This is a genomic window from Chloracidobacterium sp., from assembly GCA_025057975.1.
Lineage (GTDB): Bacteria > Acidobacteriota > Blastocatellia > Chloracidobacteriales > Chloracidobacteriaceae > Chloracidobacterium.
On sequence record JANWUV010000018.1, the window covers coordinates 12,762 to 35,842 of the forward strand.

Annotated in this window: 20 protein-coding genes; 8 read left to right on the plus strand and 12 right to left on the minus strand. The window is 61.0% G+C overall.

Translation table 11 applies throughout. From position 1 onward, the window contains the following. Positions 1-43 precede the first annotated feature (43 nt). Together NZ585_13755 and NZ585_13760 are read right to left on the minus strand one after the other, a co-directional pair. Positions 44-631 (minus strand): Maf family protein, encoded by a 588-nt coding sequence (locus NZ585_13755; GenBank protein ID MCS7081098.1) that lies wholly within the window; start codon positions 629-631, stop codon positions 44-46. A 14-nt stretch (positions 632-645) separates the two neighbouring features. Further along, complete coding sequence (locus NZ585_13760) at positions 646-1,176, minus strand: nitrous oxide reductase accessory protein NosL (protein MCS7081099.1); 531 nt, start codon at positions 1,174-1,176, stop codon at positions 646-648. A 188-nt stretch (positions 1,177-1,364) separates the two neighbouring features. Between NZ585_13760 and NZ585_13765 the strand changes: the two genes are divergently transcribed. Both NZ585_13765 and NZ585_13770 read left to right on the plus strand, forming a co-directional pair. Further along, a complete protein-coding gene (locus NZ585_13765) occupies positions 1,365-2,204 on the plus strand; it encodes a DUF4115 domain-containing protein (GenBank protein ID MCS7081100.1) in 840 nt (279 codons plus the stop codon). Beyond that, positions 2,201-3,346 (plus strand): hypothetical protein, encoded by a 1,146-nt coding sequence (locus NZ585_13770; GenBank protein MCS7081101.1) that lies wholly within the window; start codon positions 2,201-2,203, stop codon positions 3,344-3,346. Before NZ585_13765 ends, NZ585_13770 begins: the two co-directional genes overlap by 4 nt. A 57-nt stretch (positions 3,347-3,403) precedes the next feature. Here the strand turns inward: NZ585_13770 and lptE are convergent, their stop codons facing one another. From lptE to NZ585_13810, 8 genes are all read right to left on the minus strand, one after another. After that, complete coding sequence (gene lptE, locus NZ585_13775; protein MCS7081102.1) at positions 3,404-3,991, minus strand: LPS assembly lipoprotein LptE; 588 nt, start codon at positions 3,989-3,991, stop codon at positions 3,404-3,406. Further along, positions 3,991-7,704, minus strand: a complete 3,714-nt coding sequence (locus NZ585_13780) for a DUF6079 family protein (protein ID MCS7081103.1) — start codon at positions 7,702-7,704, stop codon at positions 3,991-3,993. Before NZ585_13780 ends, lptE begins: the two co-directional genes overlap by 1 nt. A gap of 209 nt (positions 7,705-7,913) precedes the next feature. Further along, positions 7,914-9,278, minus strand: coding sequence for a DUF512 domain-containing protein (locus tag NZ585_13785; protein MCS7081104.1), 1,365 nt, complete (start codon positions 9,276-9,278; stop codon positions 7,914-7,916). A 138-nt stretch (positions 9,279-9,416) separates the two neighbouring features. Continuing rightward, the gene (locus tag NZ585_13790; protein MCS7081105.1) at positions 9,417-10,004 is read right to left on the minus strand and encodes an NUDIX hydrolase; all 588 of its coding nucleotides are present in this window, start codon (positions 10,002-10,004) and stop codon (positions 9,417-9,419) included. 156 nt (positions 10,005-10,160) lie between these two features. Next, on the minus strand, positions 10,161-10,925 hold the full coding sequence (locus NZ585_13795) for a hypothetical protein (GenBank protein ID MCS7081106.1): 765 nt from the start codon (positions 10,923-10,925) through the stop codon (positions 10,161-10,163). A gap of 134 nt (positions 10,926-11,059) precedes the next feature. After that, complete coding sequence (locus NZ585_13800; protein MCS7081107.1) at positions 11,060-12,307, minus strand: M20 family metallopeptidase; 1,248 nt, start codon at positions 12,305-12,307, stop codon at positions 11,060-11,062. Positions 12,308-12,455: 148 nt separating this feature from the next. Continuing rightward, positions 12,456-13,016, minus strand: a complete 561-nt coding sequence (locus tag NZ585_13805; GenBank protein MCS7081108.1) for a hypothetical protein — start codon at positions 13,014-13,016, stop codon at positions 12,456-12,458. A 41-nt stretch (positions 13,017-13,057) separates the two neighbouring features. Then, positions 13,058-13,990 carry an alpha/beta fold hydrolase gene (locus NZ585_13810; GenBank protein ID MCS7081109.1) on the minus strand — a complete coding sequence of 311 codons (933 nt, stop codon included), beginning with the start codon at positions 13,988-13,990 and terminating at the stop codon, positions 13,058-13,060. A gap of 248 nt (positions 13,991-14,238) precedes the next feature. On the opposite strand from NZ585_13810, the gene NZ585_13815 reads away from it, so the two are divergent. The 6 genes from NZ585_13815 to NZ585_13840 all read left to right on the plus strand — a co-directional run bounded on the left by NZ585_13815 (position 14,239) and on the right by NZ585_13840 (position 20,381). Beyond that, the gene (locus NZ585_13815; GenBank protein ID MCS7081110.1) at positions 14,239-15,123 is read left to right on the plus strand and encodes a chlorophyllide a reductase iron protein subunit X; all 885 of its coding nucleotides are present in this window, start codon (positions 14,239-14,241) and stop codon (positions 15,121-15,123) included. A 276-nt stretch (positions 15,124-15,399) separates the two neighbouring features. Continuing rightward, positions 15,400-15,897: an NADH-quinone oxidoreductase subunit J gene (locus NZ585_13820; GenBank protein MCS7081111.1), complete on the plus strand. Its 498-nt coding sequence runs from the start codon at positions 15,400-15,402 to the stop codon at positions 15,895-15,897. Positions 15,898-15,901: 4 nt separating this feature from the next. Next, positions 15,902-16,585 (plus strand): hypothetical protein, encoded by a 684-nt coding sequence (locus tag NZ585_13825; protein ID MCS7081112.1) that lies wholly within the window; start codon positions 15,902-15,904, stop codon positions 16,583-16,585. A gap of 12 nt (positions 16,586-16,597) precedes the next feature. Then, positions 16,598-16,900: an NADH-quinone oxidoreductase subunit NuoK gene (gene nuoK, locus NZ585_13830; protein ID MCS7081113.1), complete on the plus strand. Its 303-nt coding sequence runs from the start codon at positions 16,598-16,600 to the stop codon at positions 16,898-16,900. A 47-nt stretch (positions 16,901-16,947) separates the two neighbouring features. After that, positions 16,948-18,891 carry an NADH-quinone oxidoreductase subunit L gene (nuoL, locus tag NZ585_13835; GenBank protein MCS7081114.1) on the plus strand — a complete coding sequence of 648 codons (1,944 nt, stop codon included), beginning with the start codon at positions 16,948-16,950 and terminating at the stop codon, positions 18,889-18,891. Next, positions 18,888-20,381 (plus strand): NADH-quinone oxidoreductase subunit M, encoded by a 1,494-nt coding sequence (locus tag NZ585_13840; GenBank protein ID MCS7081115.1) that lies wholly within the window; start codon positions 18,888-18,890, stop codon positions 20,379-20,381. Before nuoL ends, NZ585_13840 begins: the two co-directional genes overlap by 4 nt. A 238-nt stretch (positions 20,382-20,619) precedes the next feature. Here the strand turns inward: NZ585_13840 and NZ585_13845 are convergent, their stop codons facing one another. Continuing rightward, on the minus strand, positions 20,620-21,942 hold the full coding sequence (locus NZ585_13845) for a 4-hydroxybutyrate CoA-transferase (protein ID MCS7081116.1): 1,323 nt from the start codon (positions 21,940-21,942) through the stop codon (positions 20,620-20,622). Between the two features lie 221 nt (positions 21,943-22,163). After that, positions 22,164-23,078 carry a branched-chain amino acid ABC transporter permease gene (locus tag NZ585_13850; GenBank protein ID MCS7081117.1) on the minus strand — a complete coding sequence of 305 codons (915 nt, stop codon included), beginning with the start codon at positions 23,076-23,078 and terminating at the stop codon, positions 22,164-22,166. Between the last annotated feature and the right edge of the window lie 3 nt (positions 23,079-23,081).

Genomic DNA, 23,081 nt, shown 5'->3' on the forward strand with positions numbered 1-23,081 from the left:
ACTCTTTCACGGCAGCGAGACGCCGACACTGAGGCTACGTCGCTCAATCATCGGCGCGCTTGCCCGTCGCTGTGCTGCCAAGTTCGCTTAGCAACCGGATCACCGTGCTGACCGGCAAACCGACGACGTTCTGATAGTTGCCTTCGATCCGGGTGATTCGTGCGCCAGCGCGGCCCTGAATCGCATACGCGCCGGCCTTGCCGAAAGGCTCACCGGAAGCGATATAGTTGGCGATCCAGTCTTCCGACAGGTCGTCGAAAGTCACGAGGGTGCGCTCGTATGTGAGCCGGTATACGTCATCCGGCACGCGACGAACCGCAACGCCCGTCACCACTTCATGCTGGCGTCCGCTAAGCCGACGCAGCATGCGCGCCGCGTCGGCGGCGTCCGCCGGTTTGCCCAGCAGGTCTCCATCAAGGACAACCGTGGTGTCCGCGCCAAGAATCACCGCCGGTTCTGAACAAACCACTGCCCTCGCTTTCGCTAGGGCAAGCCGTTGGACATACGCTTCCGGCGTCTCCGACGGCTGGGGAGTCTCATCCGTGTTGGTTGGGTAAATTTCAAAGGCGTAGCCAGCCGCAGCCAGCAACTCGGCTCGACGCGGCGAGGCCGAAGCCAAAATGAGTTTCATAAACGGACGCTGGTTCAAGGCGCTGTTTTGTAGTACTTCGTCCGGCGAATCGCGCGTTTCAGTTCTTCCCACGTCAACAAACGGCCGCCGTACTTCATGCGCGCCGCTTCAGCGTCGGCGCGGACAGCGAACGAAGCCGTCACCGGAGGCATGGCGGCGCGTACCTCCAGCTTTGACTCATACAGGTGAAACGCTGTCGTTGCTGGGACTAACGTGCGGCGTTGGTAGTCAAACACATCCAGACGAGTCACTTCAGGATGACGGTCGGTATACACTACCGCGCAAACGGCGGAACACAAGTGAACAGGCGGCCGATTCGGCGCCGTCGCCTCAAAACGGTTTTCACTTTCTTCAACCAACACCGGCATACCACAAATCGGACAGGACGGCGGCGCCGGCGGTGACGCTTGCGATTTCGGTCGCCCTGAAGCTTGTTCGGCGGACGGCGGTTTACTTTGGCAGCCGACACAAACAATACCGATCAACCCGGTTAAACTCTGCAAAAATCGGCGACGGCCGCCAACGCTGAGGGGTTTGCGCGTCATCCCATAACATCCTTGAAGAGTCGCCATTTGGAGTCCGACTTTTGGCGGCGCTCCCTGATTTGACAGCCGTCAAAGCGGATGACTACCATCACAACGGCGGGAATTTCGGCGGCAGTCTTTCACAGCCTGAATGACAGGAGCAAGCAAGTCGCGCCCTTGCGCCGAAAAAACGAAGCGGGAGAGGCGTCATGGCAACGCTGGGGCAGGAACTCAAGCAGCAGCGTGAGACTCGCGGCAAGTCACTTGAAGAGATATCCAAGGCGACCAACATTCCCGTGCGTTTCTTACACGCAATTGAACGCGACGACTACCGTGAGTTGCCGGGCGAGTTGTATAACCGCTCTTTTATTCGACAGTTGGCGAGAGCTATTGACTACGATGAAACCCGCGCGATTCAGCTTTACGAACGGCAGTCGGGTAGCTCACGCATTCCAACCGATGAAGAAGTGAATCGTGCGCCGGAGATGTCGCCGCCGAAGACCGGCAACGCTCTCCTACTGACGCTGAGCCTAGCGGTCGCCGCCGTGGTCACTGCTGGCACACTCTACGCCTTTCCTGGTTGGTGGCGTGTATTCGGCGACCTATTCGCTGCCTTCAAGACTAGGCCGGCGACGCCGCCGCCCTCCCCAACGGCACCGCCGCCTTCGGCGACCGCTGCTACGTCTGCGCCGCCATCCGCCCCGTCGCCGCCGGCTGCGCCGCCCCCTGCCGCACCACCGCCGTCCACGGCGGCGGATGGGCTGACATTAGAGCTGCGTGCAACCGGTAAGTGTTGGACGCGGCTCCAAGTTGATGATGGCAAGCCGGAAGAGTTCATCCTGCTGCCGGATGACGTACGGATCTACCGCGCAAAAGAAAAAATCATTCTCTCGTTGGGCGCGCTTCCGGCTGTTTCCGTCACCGTGAACGGGCGACCGCTCCAGCTGCCGTCACGAGACGGAATCACGGTCAAGCGGGTTGTCATCACGCCTGACAAGCTTGAAACAGGCCTCATCGGTAGCCTTGCCCCGTCGACTAATCTTCGATGACCGTCCAAGGACGCAGTAGCCGCCTGTTTGGAAAGTCAGTTGGTTGGGCGGCGTGGCTCTGCTTGCTGAGCCTGCCTTGGGGCGTCGGCGTACTGACTTTTTGTGCACCGGCTGCTTGCGCGGCGGCTTCTAAACCAGCCCACCAAGGCTTATCCCTGTTCGCCAAACATCGCGTGACCTGTGCGGCGCAAACTGTGCCGACGCCGCGCGGTCCCACCCACGCTTGGCTGTATCGCCCGGAGGGTTTGTCTGACGCTCCAGCCCTGGTGATGGTGCACGGCGTCCACCGAGACGGCGCCGATGAAGTGCGTTTGAAAAACTTCGCTCAAACCTTGGCGGCGACCGGGATGGTGGTTCTGACGCCGAACGTGCAGTCCCTTGCCGACTACCGCATCGAAAAAAGCGCCGTAGAAATCATCGGCTGGTCGGCCAAGGCGCTGCGTCGTCAAACGGGACGCCGGGTCGGCGTCATGGGACTGTCGTTTGCTGGCGGTCTGTGCCTGGTGGCGGCGGCTGACAGGCGGTTTGCGCCAGAGATTGGGTACGTCTTGGCTGTCGGGGCGCATGACGACCTTCAGCGGGTAACGCGCTTTCTGCTGACCAATGAAATCCTTGCGCCGAACGGCGAAACGATCAAGTTGCGGGCCGATCCATACGGCGTGCTGCTGCTGGCCTACGAGCATGCGACGACGATTCTTCCACCTTCCGACGTGGAAACCGGACGCGCCGCGCTCCGCTTCTGGCTATGGGGACAGCCCGAACAAGCACGCTTGGCGGCGGCGCGGATGTCGCTTGTTGGCCGAGAGCGAGTTGAAAAACTCTTTGACGGCGATTACACCGAAGTCACCCCGCCGCTTCTGCGTCAGATTGAACGGCGGACGGCGGCCATGCGCGAGGTCTCTCCGCATTATGTGCTGGGGCGCATTCGTTGCCCGGTTTTTCTTGTTCACGGCACAAACGACGCCGTTGTCCCGCCGTCTGAGACGCAGTGGCTGGCGCGCGGCCTTGGCGGACGTTGTCGTGTTCTCATCAGCCGGGCTGTTGGTCACGTCGAGGTTACCGCTGAGGCGACGCCGACAGAGAAGCTGGAAGTGGCGCAGTTTCTGGGGGACTTTTTGAACATGGCCCGCGCCGTCCGCTAGCGAGAACCCCGCCCGCACAAGGGCAAGTGTTTCCGCTCCACTTTCACAGCAGGCGGGCTAAAACCGCTCCAGCATTGTCGTCACCACGCTGCGGGCGAAATCGCGGGCTAGACGCTCCACCGCCGGGTCTTCTTCATTGAAGAATGAACGCGGGTCAGACGAAAACTCGTACTCGCCGCGAAACTCAAGATTAGGATTGTCAAACAAGATGTGATTGCGCGTTTGGTCGCGCAGCGTCACGCCGCAACGGACGGCGATCTGAAAGAGCCGTACCGTGCCGCGATCGTCCACCAGTGCCTGTCCCGTCGTGACAGCCTTGATGTCACCGGAAAGTACTGCATCAGCCTTTTCCGGGTCGTTGATCAAGGTCACCGGCAATCGCCGCCGTAAAATCTCCTCAATCACAGCGTTGGTAAATCGTTGCTCAATCCGATAGCGTAGGGTCTGGTTAGTGAAAGGTTGGACGGCTAACGTCTTAACGTCGGGCGGCAGCGCGCCTCCCGCGTCCAATCGTCGGTAGCCGCAAGGGCCTGCACCAAGGCAGCCTAAGAGCAGCAGCCACGATAAAACCACCGTGCGCAAGCTGGCGCGCACTAGCCATCGAGGGCGCAGACCCTCTGCTCGCTCTCGGAGCGGCGACGTCATCATCGGAACCCTTCCTCAACCTCAAGTGTGACCGGCGCGTCTTCCGGTAATTCTTCCAGCCACGCCGTCAACCGCGCCGCCAAATCGGCCTTGGTGACGGTGACACCCGGCGCCAGCGGTAGGCGGCGGATAACAGGAGAAGCCGGATGCGCAGCCGTCAACGCTGCATTGATGTGATCAATGACCTCCGGCGCAATTGAAAAGTCCGTCTGGGAGGCAGTGGAAGTCAACGCCGCCAACGCCGCCGTCACCATCCGCTCTTCCACATCCGGCAAGCCAAGCGCGCGTAAGTGGTGCTGGATTACGGCGCGGTTCTGTGCGATGCACTGTCGGAAATGCTGAATACCTTGCTGAACCGTCTCCCTCAGCCGCTCGACTTGGTGGGATAAGGGAGGCATTCTTCGCCGCTGGATCAGACCGCTAACCAATGGCTGGTGCTCCAAAAAAGTCCGGAGATGCATACTACGCCGCCGCAGTTCAATGTCGGCTAGAATGCGTCGCGCGCGGGCGGCGTAGGTTCCATCGGCGATCACCAGCCGGGACAAGTTCTCGAAGAGCCGCCAAGTCGGGCTGGCTAAAAACGCCGTTAGCGCTGACAGGTCGAGGTTTTTCGTCGCCTGCTCATCATGCGCTACGCAGTCTTCAATGTAGTGTTTCTTGAATCGCTCAAAAACCTGCTCAAAACGAAGCCGCTTGTCCGCATCAAGCAGCCGGTGCGGGTGCTCAAAGAACGCGCCCAGCTCGCGGCGCGCGTTTCGCGCGTCGGCGTCCGTCACAGGCAACGCGCTGAGGGTGTAGGCCTTAGCCGTTACGTAGAAGGGCAGCCAATCGAGAAACTCGACGAGCACACGCAAGTCAATGACGGCGCGTTGATAGATTGTTGGGTTGGCGGCGAAGATATCCACAATCCGCGCCAGTCCCATTTCAAGTGAAATGCGCTCGAACAAAACCGCCTCGACGGCCGCCGCCGTAGTTTCAAAATAGCGCTTGCAGGTGATGATCAACTGCCACGTGCGCGTGGTGAGCATCTCCGGCGGCAGGTTTTCAAACCGCTCCGCCAGCCGGTAGTTGAGCCACTTTTGATACCATTGCGCCAGACTTTCCCGCACCTGCTTACGGTCGTCGGCCAAGTCGGGGAGATCAAACCGCTCCGTCAACAGCCGACACCATTCTGAGAGGGTTTCTGAAGCGTAGGTAATTGCCGCCGTACGCCGGATTGAACCGTACTGCCGGAAGCTGACATCCTGCGTCAGTTCCGCCGCCGTAAAGATACGCAATCCTGAGACATCCACGAGTTCGATGCGCCAGCCGGCGACCAGCGCCATCATCACAATTTGTTGGGCTGGTTCGAGCAAACCGTAGGGTTCGCGCCGCAAGGTCTGATAGACGACCTGGACGGGCACCGGCTCCGAACCAGCGGCTTCCACCAAACGCAGCACTTCACTGATGCACGGTTCGCCCAGCGCCTCATCCCGATCCATCGCCAACTGGTAAAGACCGTCGCGTTGCACGACAATCTGAAACGGCGCGGCGAAATGACGCGCCATCTCCTGTACCGTGGGGTCGGTCGGATTAAGTCCGCCAAGCAGGCCGAGCACTAAGCGCTTGGTCTCACGTTCCGTCAACGGCGCGGAAAAGACCGGATGCGCCGGAAAGCGGATGTCAAGCGGCTTGCGAATCACCGTACCAAGAAAATCGCTAAAGGTGCGCGGGAGGCCGTCAGGAAACAGTTGGCGGAGCGCATAACGTTCGCCGTTTGCCGCCAGCAGTTCACCTTCCTCGACATAATGCCGCAGGAACATGGCGCGCGTCTGGGCTTCCAGCACGGCGACGCGCTCCGCAAGCTCATCGCCAAACACTTCTTCACCGCGTGTGTAGGCAATCCAGAGCGACTTGAGGGTTTCCAAATCCGTTGCGCTCAGCGGCGACGGACGCCAGTACAACAAACTGGGCGTGGTCGCGCCGGCGCTGATGTCCATCGGCGACCGGCTGCTCTCAATGCACAGCTGCCAATCATATTCGCAGAGTTCATCCGCCCAGTGATAAACGATAGAGGGTTTAGCGTCGGCTCCCGCTTCGTCGTCAGTGGGAATGACGATGTTGACCGGCGTAAAGGGATCGCCGCTACGTTCGATGCCGACCGGCGGATTGGTGAAAATTTCCGGCGGAGCGCCGAAACTGACAATACCGCGCCGTCCCGTATTACGCCACAGGACGACGGTTTCATCACGGTAGGTCTTCGCGCCGCTCAGCAACAGGGCGTCTAAAGTGAAGGGGAAGTCATAAAACGCGGCACCGCCGCCAAGTGTGACGAGAAGCGCGTCAAATGTATCGTCGTCCGGCGTTTCCGCCAGCGCCGTCTTCAGCCGCGCTTCCGGGTCAAACTGCTCAACGACGGTCAGGCTGTAACGGCAGACGCCGCCAGCAGTTTCCTTGATGATTTGGCCTTCGCTGTGCGCCTGAAGGTCGTCCAACAGTAGCGCCGCTTGGTTGTAGCCAATCTCACCCAGCATCATCGCGTTGGTGAGTTCATCAGCGCTGACAGGACGCCCAACCAGCGAGTAAAGAAACAAGCCCTTGAGCAGGAGCTTAGCCGGAATACGCTGCTCGAAGCTCAGGGACGGCAGCCGCATGGTTGAGAGGTACTCATAGACGGCGACGGCGCGGGATAACGTCGGATGGCGTTTCAGCTCAAAATCATACTTGTCAAAGAGGTCGTCGAGCGAAATAAGCTGCATTGGCCGCCGCCGCAGCGCCCCACCGATGACGGCGTTGATAAAGCTGAACAGTGAAAAGCTTTCACAGTAGGTTGACAGCCCCGGCGCGACTTCCAAAACGGCTGGATGAACCGGATAGAGACTGCAGAACTCTTCCTCGCTCCAATGAAAGCGCGGGAGTGACTTGAGCGTTTCTTGGTACAACGCCGTGAGTTCGGCGCGCTGCTGCGGCGTTTTGCGAAAAACGGCCTGATCGGTGATGCGGCGTAGATTGTCGAGAGTGAGCGTGTCGGTCTGGTAGTCGGCCGTCAGCCGCGCCGCCGGTCCTGTATGCGGCGCCGTCACGTCGCTGTCCAACGCCACCAGAAGAGCAAACGGGAGACTGCGTGACTTCTCAGCCAGCTTTGTTAGCCAATCAAGCGTGTCCTGAACCAGCGCCCGGCGGTGAGCGCGTAGCGCGTCGGAGAGATCGTCAATGACAAACAGGAAGGCCATGCCTGGAAACAACCGGCTGGCTAACAGTTCACAAATCTGCTGGCCTTCAATCGCCGGAAACCACTGAGCGTCATCGAAGGCGATAGGCGATTCGGGAATACGCGCCAAGGCGTCACGCAGCAGGGTGGCGAAATCGGTTGAGCCGTCCACCAGCGATTTGCCAGAGATGTACACCGGCAAGAAGGTCGTCCCTTCCAAACGCTTGACAGCGTTGGCGAGCGGCGGGTTGTGCGCCACGATGTGCCGGGTTTTCGGCGTACAGGCTAGAGCGCGCACCACCGCCAGCGTATGGCTTTTGCCTGTCCCGCGCGCGCCGGTAATCAGTCGCGCCGCCTCCGGGGTTTTGAGCGAAGCAATGCCCTCAATGAGCCGCGCCGTCAGCCGTGATAGTTCGGAGGTGAAATAGTACGACCGAATGATGCGCTCGGCGTTAGCGTCAACGAAATTCACCAACGGATCAATCGGCTGGTAGTCAAGATAGGCGCGGATGTTCTGTAGCATGTTGCGCAATCGAACGAACGGCTCTCACCCCTGGAGAAGCCTCGGCGAGCCGGGGATCGTCAGCGGCGTCGCTCCTCTATACGATGCTGGGGCGCTACCGACGGCTTCTTACCAATTGTCCAGCCGGGCCGCAACGGTCTCACTCGCGGCGGTGAACACCCAAGCCGGCTGGAAGCGTCGGCCGTAGTCTGGACGGTCGGCGGCGGAGACTAGGCGGCGGTTTGCAGGGCGGCGGCTACAAAATCCTTGCCGGTCACACCCGCTAAGTGGACCTCCATCCCCAATCGGTTGCTAACCTCCGCCAGTGGCATGCTGTCAATAAACAGACACCGCTCGCCCATAACCATTTCATTCGGAATCAACAGACGCTGGCCTCGGAAGCGGTCGCGCGCCGCAATCAGATCGCCGCCAGCAACCAACCCGGCGACATTGACTTCGTGACCAAAGTATTCGTTCGGCACACCGACGACATGCAGCCGTGTTCCAAACCGCTCGTTGAGCTGTTCCGCCATACGGGTTAGCTGCGGCGCAAACAGCGCGCCGGTCGCCACCGTTGTTTCCGGGAAGCGCCCGGTTGGCGGCCGCTTTTGCGCACGCCGGACGGCTCGCTGAAAGGTGTCCATAAACCGCCGCACCATCCCAACGCCGTCTTCAATCTGTGGATAGTCGCCGTAGTGCCGCGCTGAGGGGATTGGAACGCCGGCGCGGATGTAAAACTCGTCGCCTAGGAAGACAAAGCTTGTCCCATAACGGCGCTTTAGCTCGCGCTGAATCGGTGTGACCATTTCAATCACCGACGCTTCCCATTCATCCGTCGGCGCGACCAGCAAATGGCGCTTGCGGTGGTGTTTCGTAAGGCCGACTGGGACGACGGCGACTGAACTGACGCCTTCCGGGTGTAACGCCGCCAGATCGTAAATTGTCCGGCGCAGCACCTCGCCGTCGTTGATGGTCGGACACAACACAACCTGCGCGTGAAGCTCGATGCCGTGCGCCAGCAGCCGCCGCATCGTGCCGAGAATGTCATCCGCCTGTTTGCGCCCAAGCAAATACCGACGTACCTCAGGATCAGTGGCGTGAACCGAGACATACTGCGGCGACAGACGCTGCTCAACAATCCGGTTGAATTCCTCCTCCGTCAGCGTCGTCATCGTCGTGTAGTTGCCGTGCAGGAACGACAGGCGAATGTCTTCGTCCCGAAAGAACAACGACGGCCGCGCGTCCGGCGGATTTTGCTCACAGAAGCAGAACAGACATTCATTGCCGCACTGCCGAGGCTTGAACGCCTCAAAATCCAGCCCCCAGATGTCACCCTCGCCGATATCGACTGAAGCCTGCCGCGTCACACCGTCGGACTGAACAATGGTCAGCTCAACGTGGTCTTCAGAGCCAGTGTAAAACTGGAAATCAAGATAATCACGCACCTTGCGGCCATTGACCGCCAGGATGCGGTCGCCCGGCCGCAACCCGATGGCCGCGCCAAGGCCGTCCGGGTCAACTTCAGTGACGGTCACACCCTTCTTAGGCTTGAGTTCAACGATTGGGTAAATCGTTTCGAATTGCAGGCTGTACATCGTTGGTAAGCGCCAGTTCGAGCAATGCGCCGACAATCAAGCGTTTACTGACGAGCGTCACTAATGCGCAAGGGTAGCGGTTCGCCCATTTCGTCGGCAAACTTCGCCGCCGTCTTGAACGCAATTTGTCAGGTAATGTCACCGACCGTCGGGCAAAGCGCCGTTATGACGCATCACGTCCACGAGCAAGATGGTAATCATCGTTTTGGCGTCCATGATAGCGCCGGTATGAACCAACCGAAGCGCCTCGGTGAAGGGCAAGCGGACGATGCGGATGTCCTCATCGGCGTCCAAACGTTGCGGCCCCGGCGTCAATCCGGCGGCGAGAAAGCAGTACAACACTTCGGTACTGTATCCGGGCAGCGCGTAAAACTTGGTGATGAAAGTCAACTGAGCAGCTTGGTAGCCGGTTTCTTCCACCAGTTCGCGGCGTGCAGCGGCTTCCGGGTCTTCGCCAAGTTCGAGCCGACCAGCCGGCGCTTCCAGTAGAACCTGTCCTGCTGGATGGCGGTACTGGCGAATGAGCAGTACGTCGTCATTGTCGAACAGCGGCAGGACGGCCGCGCCGCCGAGGTGATGGATAACATCCATCTCCAGCCGCGCGCCCGAAGCGAGTTGGATTGCGTCGTGGGAGGTATCAAACACGCGCCCCCGGTGGAAAAACGTCCGCGACAAGAGCCGCACCGCGCCGACATCGGGCTGGTAAATGGTTGAGTCGTTCGACATCACGGAGTAGCGATTCCGGCGTCAGGTTGATTGGAAGACCGCAGGGAGGCGGAAAGTGCTGACACTCGCGGCGCATCGCCGCACAGCGTCAAGCCCATCACAGCAAGCCCGCTACGTCAAACAACCGCTCCCCTGTCGTCGCGCTTGGGGAGGGGGCTACCAAACCAACTCAAACTCCATGTCGGTAGCGCCGCCGGCGCGGTCAACGATGCGAATAACCGCCGTAAAATCGTTGTTCTCCGACGGCTGCTGAAAGACTTCAACCCGGCCGCGCCCGCGGAGGCGCGTAACGCTGACCGTCACCGGGCGACGGGGCAAGGGGCTGGTGAAGGTGAAGCGTTCGTTGAGCGTCGGCTGCCCGGCGATGAGTTCCGTTCGGGCTTCATTGTCCCGGACGTACACATAAATCTCATTGTCCACCCGTCCGAACCACCGCATACGGCCGGTGACGCGGCTATCATCCCATCCGCCCGGATTCCAGCGCCCGCCTTGGCGTCCGTCGTTCGGATCGCGTCCGGGACCACCGCTGAACCGCAACTCGCGGTTGAGGTCATCCAGCGTACTGCGGATGCCGCTCCACCCGGTTTCAAAGTTGGCTTGGCTGCGGAGAAAGTCAATCGCATCGTAGAGTTCCGCTTCCGGGCGGCCCTCGCGCGTCATCTGGGCGAGCAGTTCGGCTCCGGCAACGAACATCCGCGCCTGATAGAGGCGTTGAATGTCGCGCCGACTGTTGGTGAAGCCGCGCCGGTAGTCGCGTTCAAAGCGGTCGGCGGCGTTGCGCGCCTGTTGAACAAGTTGAAAGGCTAGGTTCTCAAGCCGGCTGTTGAAACGCTGCCGACCGGCGGCCGGCGGAGAAGACAAAAGCGTCAGCGCCAAAAACAGGCTCAAAAAGGCGACAAGGGAACGAAGGAAGGTGTTCATAGGCGTCAAACTCTCGCTCAAGGTTTTACCTCACCGGCTACTTGCGGTGGGCGTCGCCGTGCAAGATGCGTCACAACCAGCCTTCTGTTGGTCGGTCAGGAGAACACTTTGCCTTGCCGCCGTCCAAGCCTTAGCTATGGTTGCTGCGCCGCCGTTTCAAGCCAGTCGGTCACCATCGCCGCCATGACTTCAACGCCGACTGGCAGGCACTGCTCGTCCACATCAAACTCCGGCGTATGCAGCATCGCCGTCAACCCCTTCGCCTTGTTGCCCACGCCAAGAAAGTAAAAGAAAGCCGGTACGCGATTGGCAAAGTACGAGAAATCCTCCGCGCCCATCTGGGGACGCATGGCGAGCACGCGCGTGTCGCCCACAATGCGCCGGATGGTTGGGAGCATCTGCCTCACAAGCTGCGGGTTGTTGACGGTGACGGGCACAATCCGCTCATAGTCCAACTCGTAGCTCGCGCCGTGGCTTTCCGTCACGCCCTTGAGAATCTGCCGCATCAGTGGTTCAACACGCGCGTGAACGTCCGGGTCGAGCGTCCGCACCGTGCCCTCCATCCGCACTTCATCCGCCAGAATGTTGAAGCGGTTGCCACCGTGGATGCTGCCGATGGAGAGCACCAAGGGCGCTTGCGTGTCAATCCGGCGACTCCGAATGGTTTGGAGCTGCTCAATAACGGCTGCAGCGGCCACAATAGCGTCCACGCCCTCGTGCGGATACGCTCCGTGAACCTTCTTACCGCGAATGGTGATCAGGAAGCGGTCAGCGCTCGCCATCGCCGCCGTCTCGCAGTAGCCAATGGAGCCGACTTCCAGCATCGGCATGCAGTGCAAACCAAAGATGGCGTCCGGCGTCGGCGCGTCGAACGCCCCTTCTTCCAGCATCATTTTCGCGCCGCCCCGCTCGCCGCGCGGCGGACCCTCTTCCGCCGGTTGGAAGATGAACTTCACGACGCCAGGCAGATCGGCGCGATACTTGGACAGCACTTCCGCCACCCCCAACGCCACCGTCGTATGCACATCATGGCCGCAGGCGTGCATCACGCCGGGATAGCGCGACTTGTAAGGCGTGTCGCGCACTTCCTCAATCGGGAGCGCATCCATGTCGGCGCGGACGGCGATGACTTTGCCTGGTCGGCCGCCGCGCAGGACGCCGATGACGCCGTGATGTGCGATACCGGTTTTGACCTCAAGCCCCAGCGCCCGTAGCTGTTCGGCGACCAGCCGCGCCGTGCGCTCCTCGCGGTTGGAAAGCTCCGGGTGCTGGTGCAAGTCGCGGCGAATTGCAATGAGCTTAGGCGTCAGGTCGGCGATGTCGCGCCGGTAACGCGCGTCACGAGCAAGTACGGATGCGGACACGGGATGGGAAGGCGGCATAGCGCATGACCCCTCTGCGGAGGGTGAAAAATTCAGAATGGAGCACAAGCAGCGACCGACAGCAGGCCGGTCGCCGCCCGTGACAACAAGCCCACACAGCAACAACGCCAGCCAAACGCTATCTCTGCGCATACGCCGCCGCCCAGAGTCAAGAGGATGGTTGCGACCGCCGTAAACGTCGGGCCTGAAGGTTGCGCAGCACGACGCCGGTGAGAAACGCACCAACGAAAGCCGCTGGCAGGTGGAGTACAAGGCCAAGCCCTATCACGGGCCAAGAAAGACTGACGCCCGCGATCTGCATCACAGTGACAGTCGTCCCGTAAAACAAACACGCCGAAGCCAAACTCCCCGGAAGCGATACAAACGTCGGCACTTTGCCGGCGTATTTGGCTTGGATCGCGGCGTTGCGCCGCGCGCGCTTTTCACCGGTCGGATCAAGTCGCCGGTTGAGAAAGCCAATGCCGAAGGCCAACGCGGTCGCAAGGCCGATGTGCAGACCGAAAGCCGGAACCAGATGCGTTAGATTGATGTTCGTCGCCGACAGCAAGGCGGCGAGCCGCACGGCCGCCAACGTTGTTAGGAAGAAGAACGACGACCACAGCAACGTCACACTCAGCCACATGCCGTACCCAATCCGGCGCGGAGCCGGATCATATGCAATGGGCCTGGCGGCTGACGCCGTCGGCAACGCCGAAGCCAAGGCATCCATACTGTCCCTCCAAAAAATAAGTTGTCCGAAGCGGTCGTCCCTCAGTCGAAGCCGAGGTCAGTAAAGACGTTGAGGTGCAAAAACCGCCGTACCGCCGCATTGAACGCGCCGGGCGTCTCATCCTGCGGGCAATGCCCGGTGTCTGGGATAACAACCGATTCCGCGTGTGGAATCAGTTCGCGGAACGGTTGGAGCAGGCGCGGCGGCAGCAAGCGGTCGCGTCCGCCCCAGACCAACAACGTCGGTGCGGAGATGCCATTCGGCGCGTTAATAAAGAAGTCGTTAGGGTGCCGCGCCACGGCAAGGTACGAGTACTTTGCGCCGGGCCGGCGCAGCGGGGCGACAAAGGTTTCAATCAGATCGGGCGTGACGGCTTCGGGGTTGAAGTAGGCTGAAACCAGTCCCTGCCGCGCAATATCGGGTGTGGCAAAGAGCCAGTAAGAAAGATCGCGCAGAAGTTGGTTTTCGGCGGCGAACCGCAGCGCACGAAAGAGCCAGTCGGACGGCGTGCGCGGCGGGTAGCCGCTGGGGTCTACAAGCACCAGCCCAGCCGTCCGGTCGGGATAATCGTGGGCAAATTGCGCAGCGATTAGACCACCCATTGAATGACCGAACAGCGTCACTTGCCTCAACCGGCGGGCGTCGAGAAAGTCGCGTACCTGTTCCCCCCAGAGACGGGCGCTGTAGTGTACGTCCGGCATGTCGCTTTGACCGAAGCCCAAAAGGTCGAGGGCGTACACCGTCGCGTCCGCCGCCAGCGCCGGAATGTTTTTGCGCCAGTGCTCGACCATGGCACCGTAACCATGCAGGAGGACAATCGCCCGGCCGGACGGATGCGGGTCGGTTTCCCAGACTCGGATGCGACCATGCCGCCAGTGCCAAAATGTCTCCGTCACCTCCACCGTCGTTGCTTCCAGAACGTCCGCCGCTGCGGATTCAGCGTCCGTCAGTTCATCCACAAGGAGAGCCGACATAGGAAAGAAGCTGTCAACAGAGAAAAAGGTTTGTGGGGCGGCTGAAAGTATGCGCCGGATGGCGGTTTCAAACAACCGTTTTCTGGGCAATGTTTGCTGGGGAACACGGAAAAACGTTTGGTTGGACACCCAGCCGGATGTAGGTTGATGGTAGGCGTCCGGCGGACGCCCCATCTTGCGTTGTAACGTTTCGAAGCGTTTTCCCCACGGCGCTGAAGACGGAAAGCCTTCCTTGCGGAGGATGCTTCATGTCGGCACGTCGCGTTGTCGCCATTTACGGCAAAGGTGGAAGCGGCAAGTCTTTCATCACCTCGAATCTCAGTTACTATCTGGCCAGCAAGTCGCATCGCGTTCTGCAAATCGGCTGCGATCCCAAACACGACTCCACAGCGCTGTTGTTCGGCGGCAAGTCGCTACCGACGCTGCTGGAAGCTTGGGCGCTACGTCAGGAAGCCAAGGCCGCCAACCCTGTACCATCTGTCAGTGAAGTGGTGTTCAAGCGCCACGGCGTCTTTGCCATGGAACTGGGCGGCCCGGAAGTTGGGCGCGGCTGTGGCGGACGCGGCATCACTCTCAGTTTCGATCTGCTGGCGCAGATGGGGTTTGAAGACTGGGAGTTTGACTACGTCATCTATGACTTCTTAGGCGACGTAGTCTGCGGCGGCTTTGGGACGCCGATTGCCAAATCCATGGTGCGGGACATCATTCTCGTCGGCGGCAACGACCATCAGGCGCTCTATGTCGTCAACAACCTCTGCAGCGCCGTCCGCTACTTCGCCGAGCAGGGCGGTACGACGCGCGTCCTTGGGATGATCATCAATCGGGACGACGGCTCGGGTTGGGGCGAGCGGTATGCGCAGGAAGCCGGCATTGACATCATCACCCGCATTCCGCTGTCTGACGAAATCCGCAACCGCAGCATGGCGTTTCAGTTGATTTCGGACGACCCGAAACATCGCGGCTACTTTGAAGACATCGAGTGGGCCATTCTGCACGGAACGCCGAAACTCCCCAAAGCCGTGGACTTTGAAGCCTTTTCAAGCGACATCATGCGAACGCGCAACCTTGGCGGTCTCGACCCGGCGCTGGAGGAAGACCTCATGCCGTCACAGTTGGAGTGCATGGTGCTGTGAACGGGCAGCGCGCTGGCTTTCAGCTCACCGTAGGCCGTGCCTTCCGGCGGACGGGCACGGCCGCCGCTGCGCTTGGGATTGAAAAACGCCCCCAAGACTCAATTCGTCGCAGGCGCAACGCCTTCTAGAAACCGGCGTCTAGGGCTACTGCGGCCTTTGCGTGGTTTTCCGGCCTTGATTTTTTGGTTTGAAAAACATTCCAATCGGGGCGTGTGAAAACTCACAGTGCCGTGCAGGCCGCCACGCGGCCGTACGTGCGACCACTGCCGGGCGGCTATGACCTTTCAAAAACTTCTATTCATTGGTTTTGCGACGCTGGTTTTAGGTGGGGCCATATCGGTTGTTGTCCTGCGCAATCCGCTGTATGGGGCCTTTGCGCTGATCACGTCCTTTGTTGGGCTATCGGCGCTTTATGTCCTGATGGGCGCGCAGTTTATCGGCGCGGCGCAGATTGTCGTCTACGCTGGCGCAATTATGATGCTGTTTGTTTTTGTCATCATGCTGCTCAACGTCCGCGCCGACGAAGAGCGCCCGCCGCGCCACCGCTTTCTGGCGTGGCTGGCTGTGCCGCTTGCGCTGCTGTTCACTGTACCGGTGTGGCTTGCCGTCACTGGCGTGACAGGCGACCGCACGCCGTCCGGCGACGCTGGGACAGTTGAGCGGGTGGGCAAAAACCTCATGACACGCTACCTGCTGCCGTTCGAGCTGACTTCCGTCCTGATTCTGCTAGCGGTCGTCGGCGCGCTGCACTTGGCGAAGCGGGAAAAGGAGTGAGGGTATGCAATATGCACACCGGCTTTGGCTGTGTTTGCTGTTTCTAGCGCCGACGCTGCTGCACGCGCCGACCGGCGTGCAAGCACAGACGGGGGAGCGAACTGAGTACTTGATGGTGGGCTACGCGCCTAAAGGACGCATCCCCGGCGTCGTGGTCTATCGGAATGACGGCGGCACGCTGCGCGGCAAGTGGACGAACGGTCAGGCGCGGGGGCGCATTTTGACTGAAACGGCTGTGCCGGAGTCGCTGACCAACGGTATCGAGGGCACATACGAGACGACCGGCGTGAATCCCGACGGGCGGACGTATCGCGGCAAGCTCGGCGTTCGCAAAATCGGCGACAAGGTTTATACGTTGGCTTGGACGAACGGCGACACCGGCATTGGGATTCTCGCCGGCCAAGTCCTCGTCGTCGGGTATGGAGAGCAAGCCGGCGTCATGATTTACGCGCTTAGGAAGGACGGCGGTGGTGACGGCGGCTGGACCACGGTTGCCGCCGCTGGCGGCATTGGACGCGAACAGTTTTTCGGCGGCGGCGGCCTCACGGCGACACATCGGACCAAAGGCACGCTGCCGAACGGTGCGCCCTATGAAGGGATGGTGACCATCACAAAGGAGGGAAACACCTACCGTCTGGTTTGGTCAACGGGTGAAGTCGGCATCGGGCTGCTGACTACGGCCAAGTAGAGCGAGGCGGCTATGGTTCCGTTATCGTGGTATCTCGTCCTCAGCGCGGCGCTTTTCGCCATCGGCGCGGTCGGGGTGTTTGTCAAAAACAACATCATTTCAACGCTGCTGTGTCTAGAACTCATGCTCAACGCGGCGAATCTAGCGTTTGTCGCGTTTTCGGCCTTCCAAGGAACAATCGAGGGACAACTCTTCGTCGTCCTCGTAATGGCTGTGGCGGCGGCGGAAGCAGGCGTTGGGCTGGCCATTGTCATTGCGCTGTTCCGTAACCGGGAAACGCTTGATGTGGATGAATCAAGCCTTCTGAAACTTTGACCTGCGCCCTGTCCGCGCTGGTCGGCGGACAGGGTTTAAGCACGGGCATGCTGGTTCTCATGATCGCTGCGCCGCTGGTCGGCGCGCTGCTGTTGACCTTCACTGGCCGTCGCCTCGGCGAGCGTCTGACGGGCGTCATCGCTTGTTTGTCCGTCGCTGTCGCGGCTGGATGCGCGTTCGCAGCTTTCTTCCTCAAACTGCTGCCCACTGCGCCGGATGCGGAGGGCGTCCGGCGCGTCACCGAGCGGCTTGGCATATGGTTCAGCGTCGGAAACTTCAGCGCCGACTTCGGTCTTGTTCTTGATCCGTTGTCGGGCGTGATGGCGCTTTTCATTACGGGCGTCGGACTGCTCATTCACATCTTCGCCGTCGGCTACATGCACGGGGACAACGGCTACGCGCGGTTTTTCGCCGCCCTGAACCTGTTTGTCGCCGCGATGCTGACGCTCGTCTTAGCCGACAACCTGCCGCTGATGTTCGTCGGCTGGGAAGGCGTCGGCGTCTGCTCCTACCTGCTGATTGGTCACTATTTCACCCGTGACGAAGCGGCGGACGCCGCGCGCAAGGCGTTTGTCTATAACCGCATCGGCGACGCCGGCATCGTGTTGGCGACCATGTTGCTCTTTACGCAGGCGGGGAGCGTCAACTTTGCGGCTATCAGTCGCTGGGCGGCGCAACAGCCGGTGGAAACGCTTGGCTGGGCGGCCGTCGGCGCGGGCGGGCTGACGACGGTTGGGCTGTTGCTGCTGCTGGGCGCAACGGGCAAAAGCGCGCAGATACCGCTCTTTGTCTGGCTGCCGGACGCCATGGCCGGCCCGACGCCCGTTTCAGCGCTCATTCACGCCGCGACAATGGTGACGGCGGGCGTCTATTTGCTCGTTCGGTTGAATGTCGTGTTTCTCCATGCGCCGACGGCGCTTGCGATCGTGGCGGTGGTTGGCGCAGTGACGGCGCTTCTCGCAGCGACGATTGCTTTAGGGCAGGACGACATCAAGAAGGTCTTGGCCTACTCGACAGTTTCGCAGTTGGGCTTGATGGTCATGGCGTGCGGAGCGGGAGCGTTCACCGCCGGGTTGTTTCACGTTACGACACACGCCTTCTTCAAGGCGCTGCTGTTCTTGGGTGCGGGCAGCGTCATTCACGCGCTGCACGAGGAGCAAAATCTGCGGCGGATGGGCGGGCTGAAGAAGTTCATGCCGGTCACATACTGGACGATGACCGCCGGCTGGCTAGCGATTGCCGGCTTTCCGCCGCTTTCCGGCTTTTTCAGCAAGGATGCACTCCTGTTTGAAACGTTCACGTCCACCGCGCTGCCGGGCGGTTTGGCGAAAGCGCTCTGGGCGGTCGGACTACTGACCTCGTTCCTGACGGCGTTTTACATGACGCGCCTGATGACGCTGACCTTTCACGGCGAGCCGCGCGAGGCCGTCGCGCACGGTCAGCCGCATGAGTCGCCGTTGGTCATGACCGCGCCGCTCGTCGCGCTGGCGCTGCTGTCGGTCTTTGGCGGTGCGCTGGGCCTGCCGGAGGCGTTTGGCATGCACCCGTGGATGCGCGAGTTTCTGACACCGCTGGTGGTGGCTCCGGCCGAACTCGCCCACGAAACCGCTTCACATACACTAGAACTCATTCTCATGGGCGTCTCAAGCGTCGTTGCGCTGTCCGGCATTGCCGCCGGATGGTTGTTCTTCAGGCGGCGACCGCTATGGGAAGCCCCGCGCGCGTTACAGGCGAAGTACTGGGTGGATGAGGCCTACGAGGCGGCGATTGTCCGCCCGCTGGCGCTGACGGCGCGGCGCGGCCTGTGGCGGGGACTGGATGTTTCCATCGTGGATGGCTTGGTTGGCGGCGTCGGGCGGAGTCTTTCCGGCCTTGGCGCGACGTTGCGCGAAATGCAATCCGGCTATGCCCGTGGCTACGTCGTGATGATGTTCATCGCGGCGCTGTTGATTCTGGGTTACTTCGTTCTTGGTCCAAGGATAGGCGTGTGACGTGGTTTGATTCCGGCTCCCTACTCGTATGGCTGACAGCGCTGCCGCTCATCGGCGCGCTGGTTTTGGTCGGCCTGTCGGCGGCTTCGATTGAACTCGGCCGCCGGTACGCCCTGACGACGGCGCTTGTGACCGCTCTGCTGACGTTTGGGCTGTCGTTGCGCTTGATTTCGCAACATACCAATTCCGAGCTGTTCCTCAATGCGCCGTGGATTCCGACGCTAGGCGTCAGTTTTCATCTGGCGGTGGACGGCCTCAGCCTGTGGCTCGTGTTGCTCGTCACGCTGCTCACGCCGTTGGCGATGTTGACGAGCGCGACGATTGTGACGCGCCGCCCTGTATATTTCCTACTACTCCTGTTGTTTGAAAGCGGACTGATTGGCGTCTTTCTGGCGCGCGACTTGGTGACGTTTTATGTCTTCTGGGAAGTCGTTCTTATTCCGGCCTACTTTTTGGTCGGCATGTGGGGCGGGGAAAACCGCTTGGCGGCGGTGACGAAGTTTTTCCTCTACACCGTCGCGGGCAGCTTGCTGATGCTGGCCGCCATCATCGGGCTGTACGTCGGACATGGCGCGGTGACCGGACGCTACACCTTTGATTTGGAAACGCTTGTCGCGGCGCGCAATCTGATTCCGGTGGACACGCGCCGGTGGTGTTTCTGGGGCTTCGCGGCGGCGTTTTTCGTCAAGATTCCGCTGTTTCCGCTGCATACCTGGCAGGCGGACGCCTACGCTGAAGCGCCGACGCCGGTCGCCGCGCTGCTATCGGGCGCAATGTCGAAGATGGGGACATACGCGCTGGTTCGGTTCGGCGTCGGCCTCTTTCCCGACATCGCCCGCGAATGGGCGACGCTCATTTTGGCGTTGGCGGTCGTGAGCATCCTGCACGGCGCGTTGGCGGCGATGGTTCAAACCGACTTGAAGCGGTTGCTCGCCTATTCGTCGCTGAGCCACTTGGGATTTGTGACGCTGGGCGTATTTTCGTTCACAGCCTATGGCGTCGAAGGCGCCCTGTTTCACATGGCGGCGCATGGCGTGACGACCGGTGCGCTCTTTTTGCTTGCGGCCATGCTGGAAGCCCGCCGTCAGACGACGGCGTTGGCGGATTTTGGTGGTTTGGCGGGCGCAATGCCGCGTTTTGCCTTCTTGATGGTCACGGCAAGCCTCGCCTCAGCCGGCGTACCGTTCACCAACGGCTTTATTGGCGAGTTTCTGACCCTGCTGGGGGCGTTTACATCAGCGCGCTGGTTCGCCGTCGCGGCCGCCGGCGGGATGATCCTGTCGGCGGTGTATCTGTTGACGGCCGTGCGGCGTACGCTGTTCGGCCCGGCGAAATCCCTGTTTGAAGCGCCGGATGTGGATTGGCGCGAGACGCTGGCCGTCGCGCCGCTGGTGGTTTTGATGTTGGTGATGGGCGTTGCGCCGCAGCTCTTCCTCAAGCCAACCCGTCCGGCCATACCGCCGACGGCCGTCGCTGCTGCACGCTCCTGAATGCGAAGAAGCGGCCTCGCAGAGTATTCCATTGCGCTTCGGGCGTTTTTCGCAAGGACACGGCGCTGCGCCGATGTATTGGCAGCGGTGCGCGCCAAAACTACGCACGGGACGCCGTCCACCGGCGACGCTCAGGCCGCCTGCACAGCACCTCTGAGTGGTTTGCAAACAATCAACGCGCAGGCAAAACGCTCTCTCGCCGGCTGGGGTTGCTTTCAATCAAACTCACTTGACCTGCTTAGACGCTGTACAGACGCTGCGCTTCTTTCCGCAGTTCGGCGCGGAAATCCGGATGGGCGACGTTTACTAACTCCTCGATGCGCTGGCGGACAGTTTTCCCGCACAAGGTGGCGATGCCCTGCTCAGTCACTACGTAATCAACGTACCCGCGCGTCACCGTCACCATGCTGCCCGGCGGCAACTGTGCGACAATCCGCGACCGACGTTCGCCTCCCACCACCGAACTCGACGGCAGCGCAATGATGGAACGCCCCCCTTCGCTGTAGGCCGCCGCCACAGCGAAGACAGTCTGCCCGCCCGGCCCAGAGAAAAGCTTTCCGTCGAGCGTCTCAGCGGTCACCTGACCCGTCACATCCACATGCAGCCCGTTGTTGATGGCGACGAAGTTTTCCTCGCGGACGAGAACCCGTAGATCGTCCGTATGGCAGAAATCCCAAAGCTCCACGCGGGGATTCAGGTGAGCCTTCCGCGCTTCCTCAGACGACATGGCTGCCAAGGCCGTGCCCACGACCTTGCCGGGCGCAATCTGCTTGAAGCGACCCGTCACCACACCCTGCTCCATCAGGTCAATGACGCCGCCGGGGATCAGCTCCGTCTGAATACCCAAGTCGCGCTTGTCACCCAAGTAGCGCGCCATCGCAGCCGTGACGTCGCCAATGCCGATCTGGAGCGTATCACCGTCACGAATCAACTCGGCGGCGATGAGCGTGCAGATGACCTCGGCAGCCGCCTCGGTTTCGGGACTATGCGGCGGCATCGGCGACGGGCGGTCGTCGGCTGGGTTGTGCTCAACGAGCGCGGCCGTTTCGGAAATATGCACCCAGTTTTCGCCGTAGGTGCGGATGAGCCGCTCATCAACCTCGCAGATGATCCGCCGGGAGATGTCCATCATCGTCCGGTTCGCCCAAAGGGCACCGCCGAGGCTCATGAAGCCGTTCTCGTCAGGTGGAGAAGTTTTTACGATGCAGACATCCAGCCCGCGCTCGCCGCCGATGGCAGCCTTCAGCCACGACTGGCGAAAGTTCGCCAGCGGTAGGTACTCCACCAAGCCGGCGTTCGCCTGCTGACGGTCAGCCGGAGTAGTGAAGGCAGAGACGACACGGAATGCCTCGTGCGTTTCCGGCGTGGCCCAGACAAACGGCGCCACGTAGTGGTGCAGTTCGACATCACGCAACTCGGTGTGCCGGGCGTAGAGGGCTTTCGCCATCGTTTCAGGCGTGCTGTTGAACATCCCTACCCAGACACGGTCGCCACTCTGCACCATTCTCGCCGCCTCTTCCGGGCTGCGCAGTTTCTCAGCGTAGCGCGCTTTCCAGTCCATACAACCTCCAGCAGTTCCAAACTTCGTCCGCCCCATGGCTCGCCACCATGCGGTGGAGCGCAGTATACCAAGCGCCGAAAGACCAGTCGCCGCCGGACTCAAGCGGCTCATTGACGCATTTCCGACGGCGTTGACGCAGCGCGGTTTTCAGTGCGGAACGTCGCCACGCACCAAAAGCAGGCATCCCAGCTACATGTCTCGCAAAGCGTCTTGGAAGCCCCCTAGACCTTTTCCGGCGCAGTTGTTCCAAGAAGCCCCGTTGGACGAACCAGCAGCACTGTCACCAAAATGGCGAAGGCGACAGCGTCCTTGTATGGGTTGAGCGCCGCCGGCAAATAGCCGGTCGCCAGCGTTTCGGCCAAACCGATGATGACGCCGCCCAATACCGCCCCGGTGACGTTGCCGATGCCGCCCAGCACGGCGGCGACAAATGCCTTGAGACCCGTCGTAACGCCGATCAGCGGGTCGAATTTGGGATACCGCAACGCGACAAGCACCCCGGCGGCGGCGGCCAGCGCCGACCCTAGCGCAAACGTCAGCGCGATGATGCGGTTCGTATCAATACCCATCAGTTTGGCCGTGTCGAGATCGTGGGCGACGGCGCGCATGGCGCGTCCGAAGGATGTTCGGTGAACGAGTTGGTGTAGTCCCACGGTCAGCAGAAGCGACGCGCCCAAAATGGTCAGATCGGGGGTAGTGACGACCGCCGCGCCGTAGATGGGAAACTGCTTCGGCGGCAGGATTTGCGGAAAAAACTTGGGATTCGCCCCGAAGACGATTTGCCCCATGTTTTCCAAAAACAACGAGACGCCGATGGCGGTAATCAGCGCCGTCAGCCGCGACGCCTGCCGTACCGGCCGGTACGCCAACCGCTCGATGGCGAGACCCGCGACAGCGCAGACCGTCATGGCGACCAGCAGGAGCAGCGCCGCCCGTCCAAACGACGGCTCGGCTTCCGAAAAACCGAACCGTAGCGCCGTGTAGTAACCGGCGAATGTCCCCAGCATGTACACGTCACCGTGGGCGAAGTTAATCAGGCGCAGCACGCCGTAGACCATCGTGTAGCCCAGCGCAATCAGGGCGTAGATGCCACCCAGCGCCAGTCCGTTGATGAGTTGTTGGATCAAGGTTTCCATACG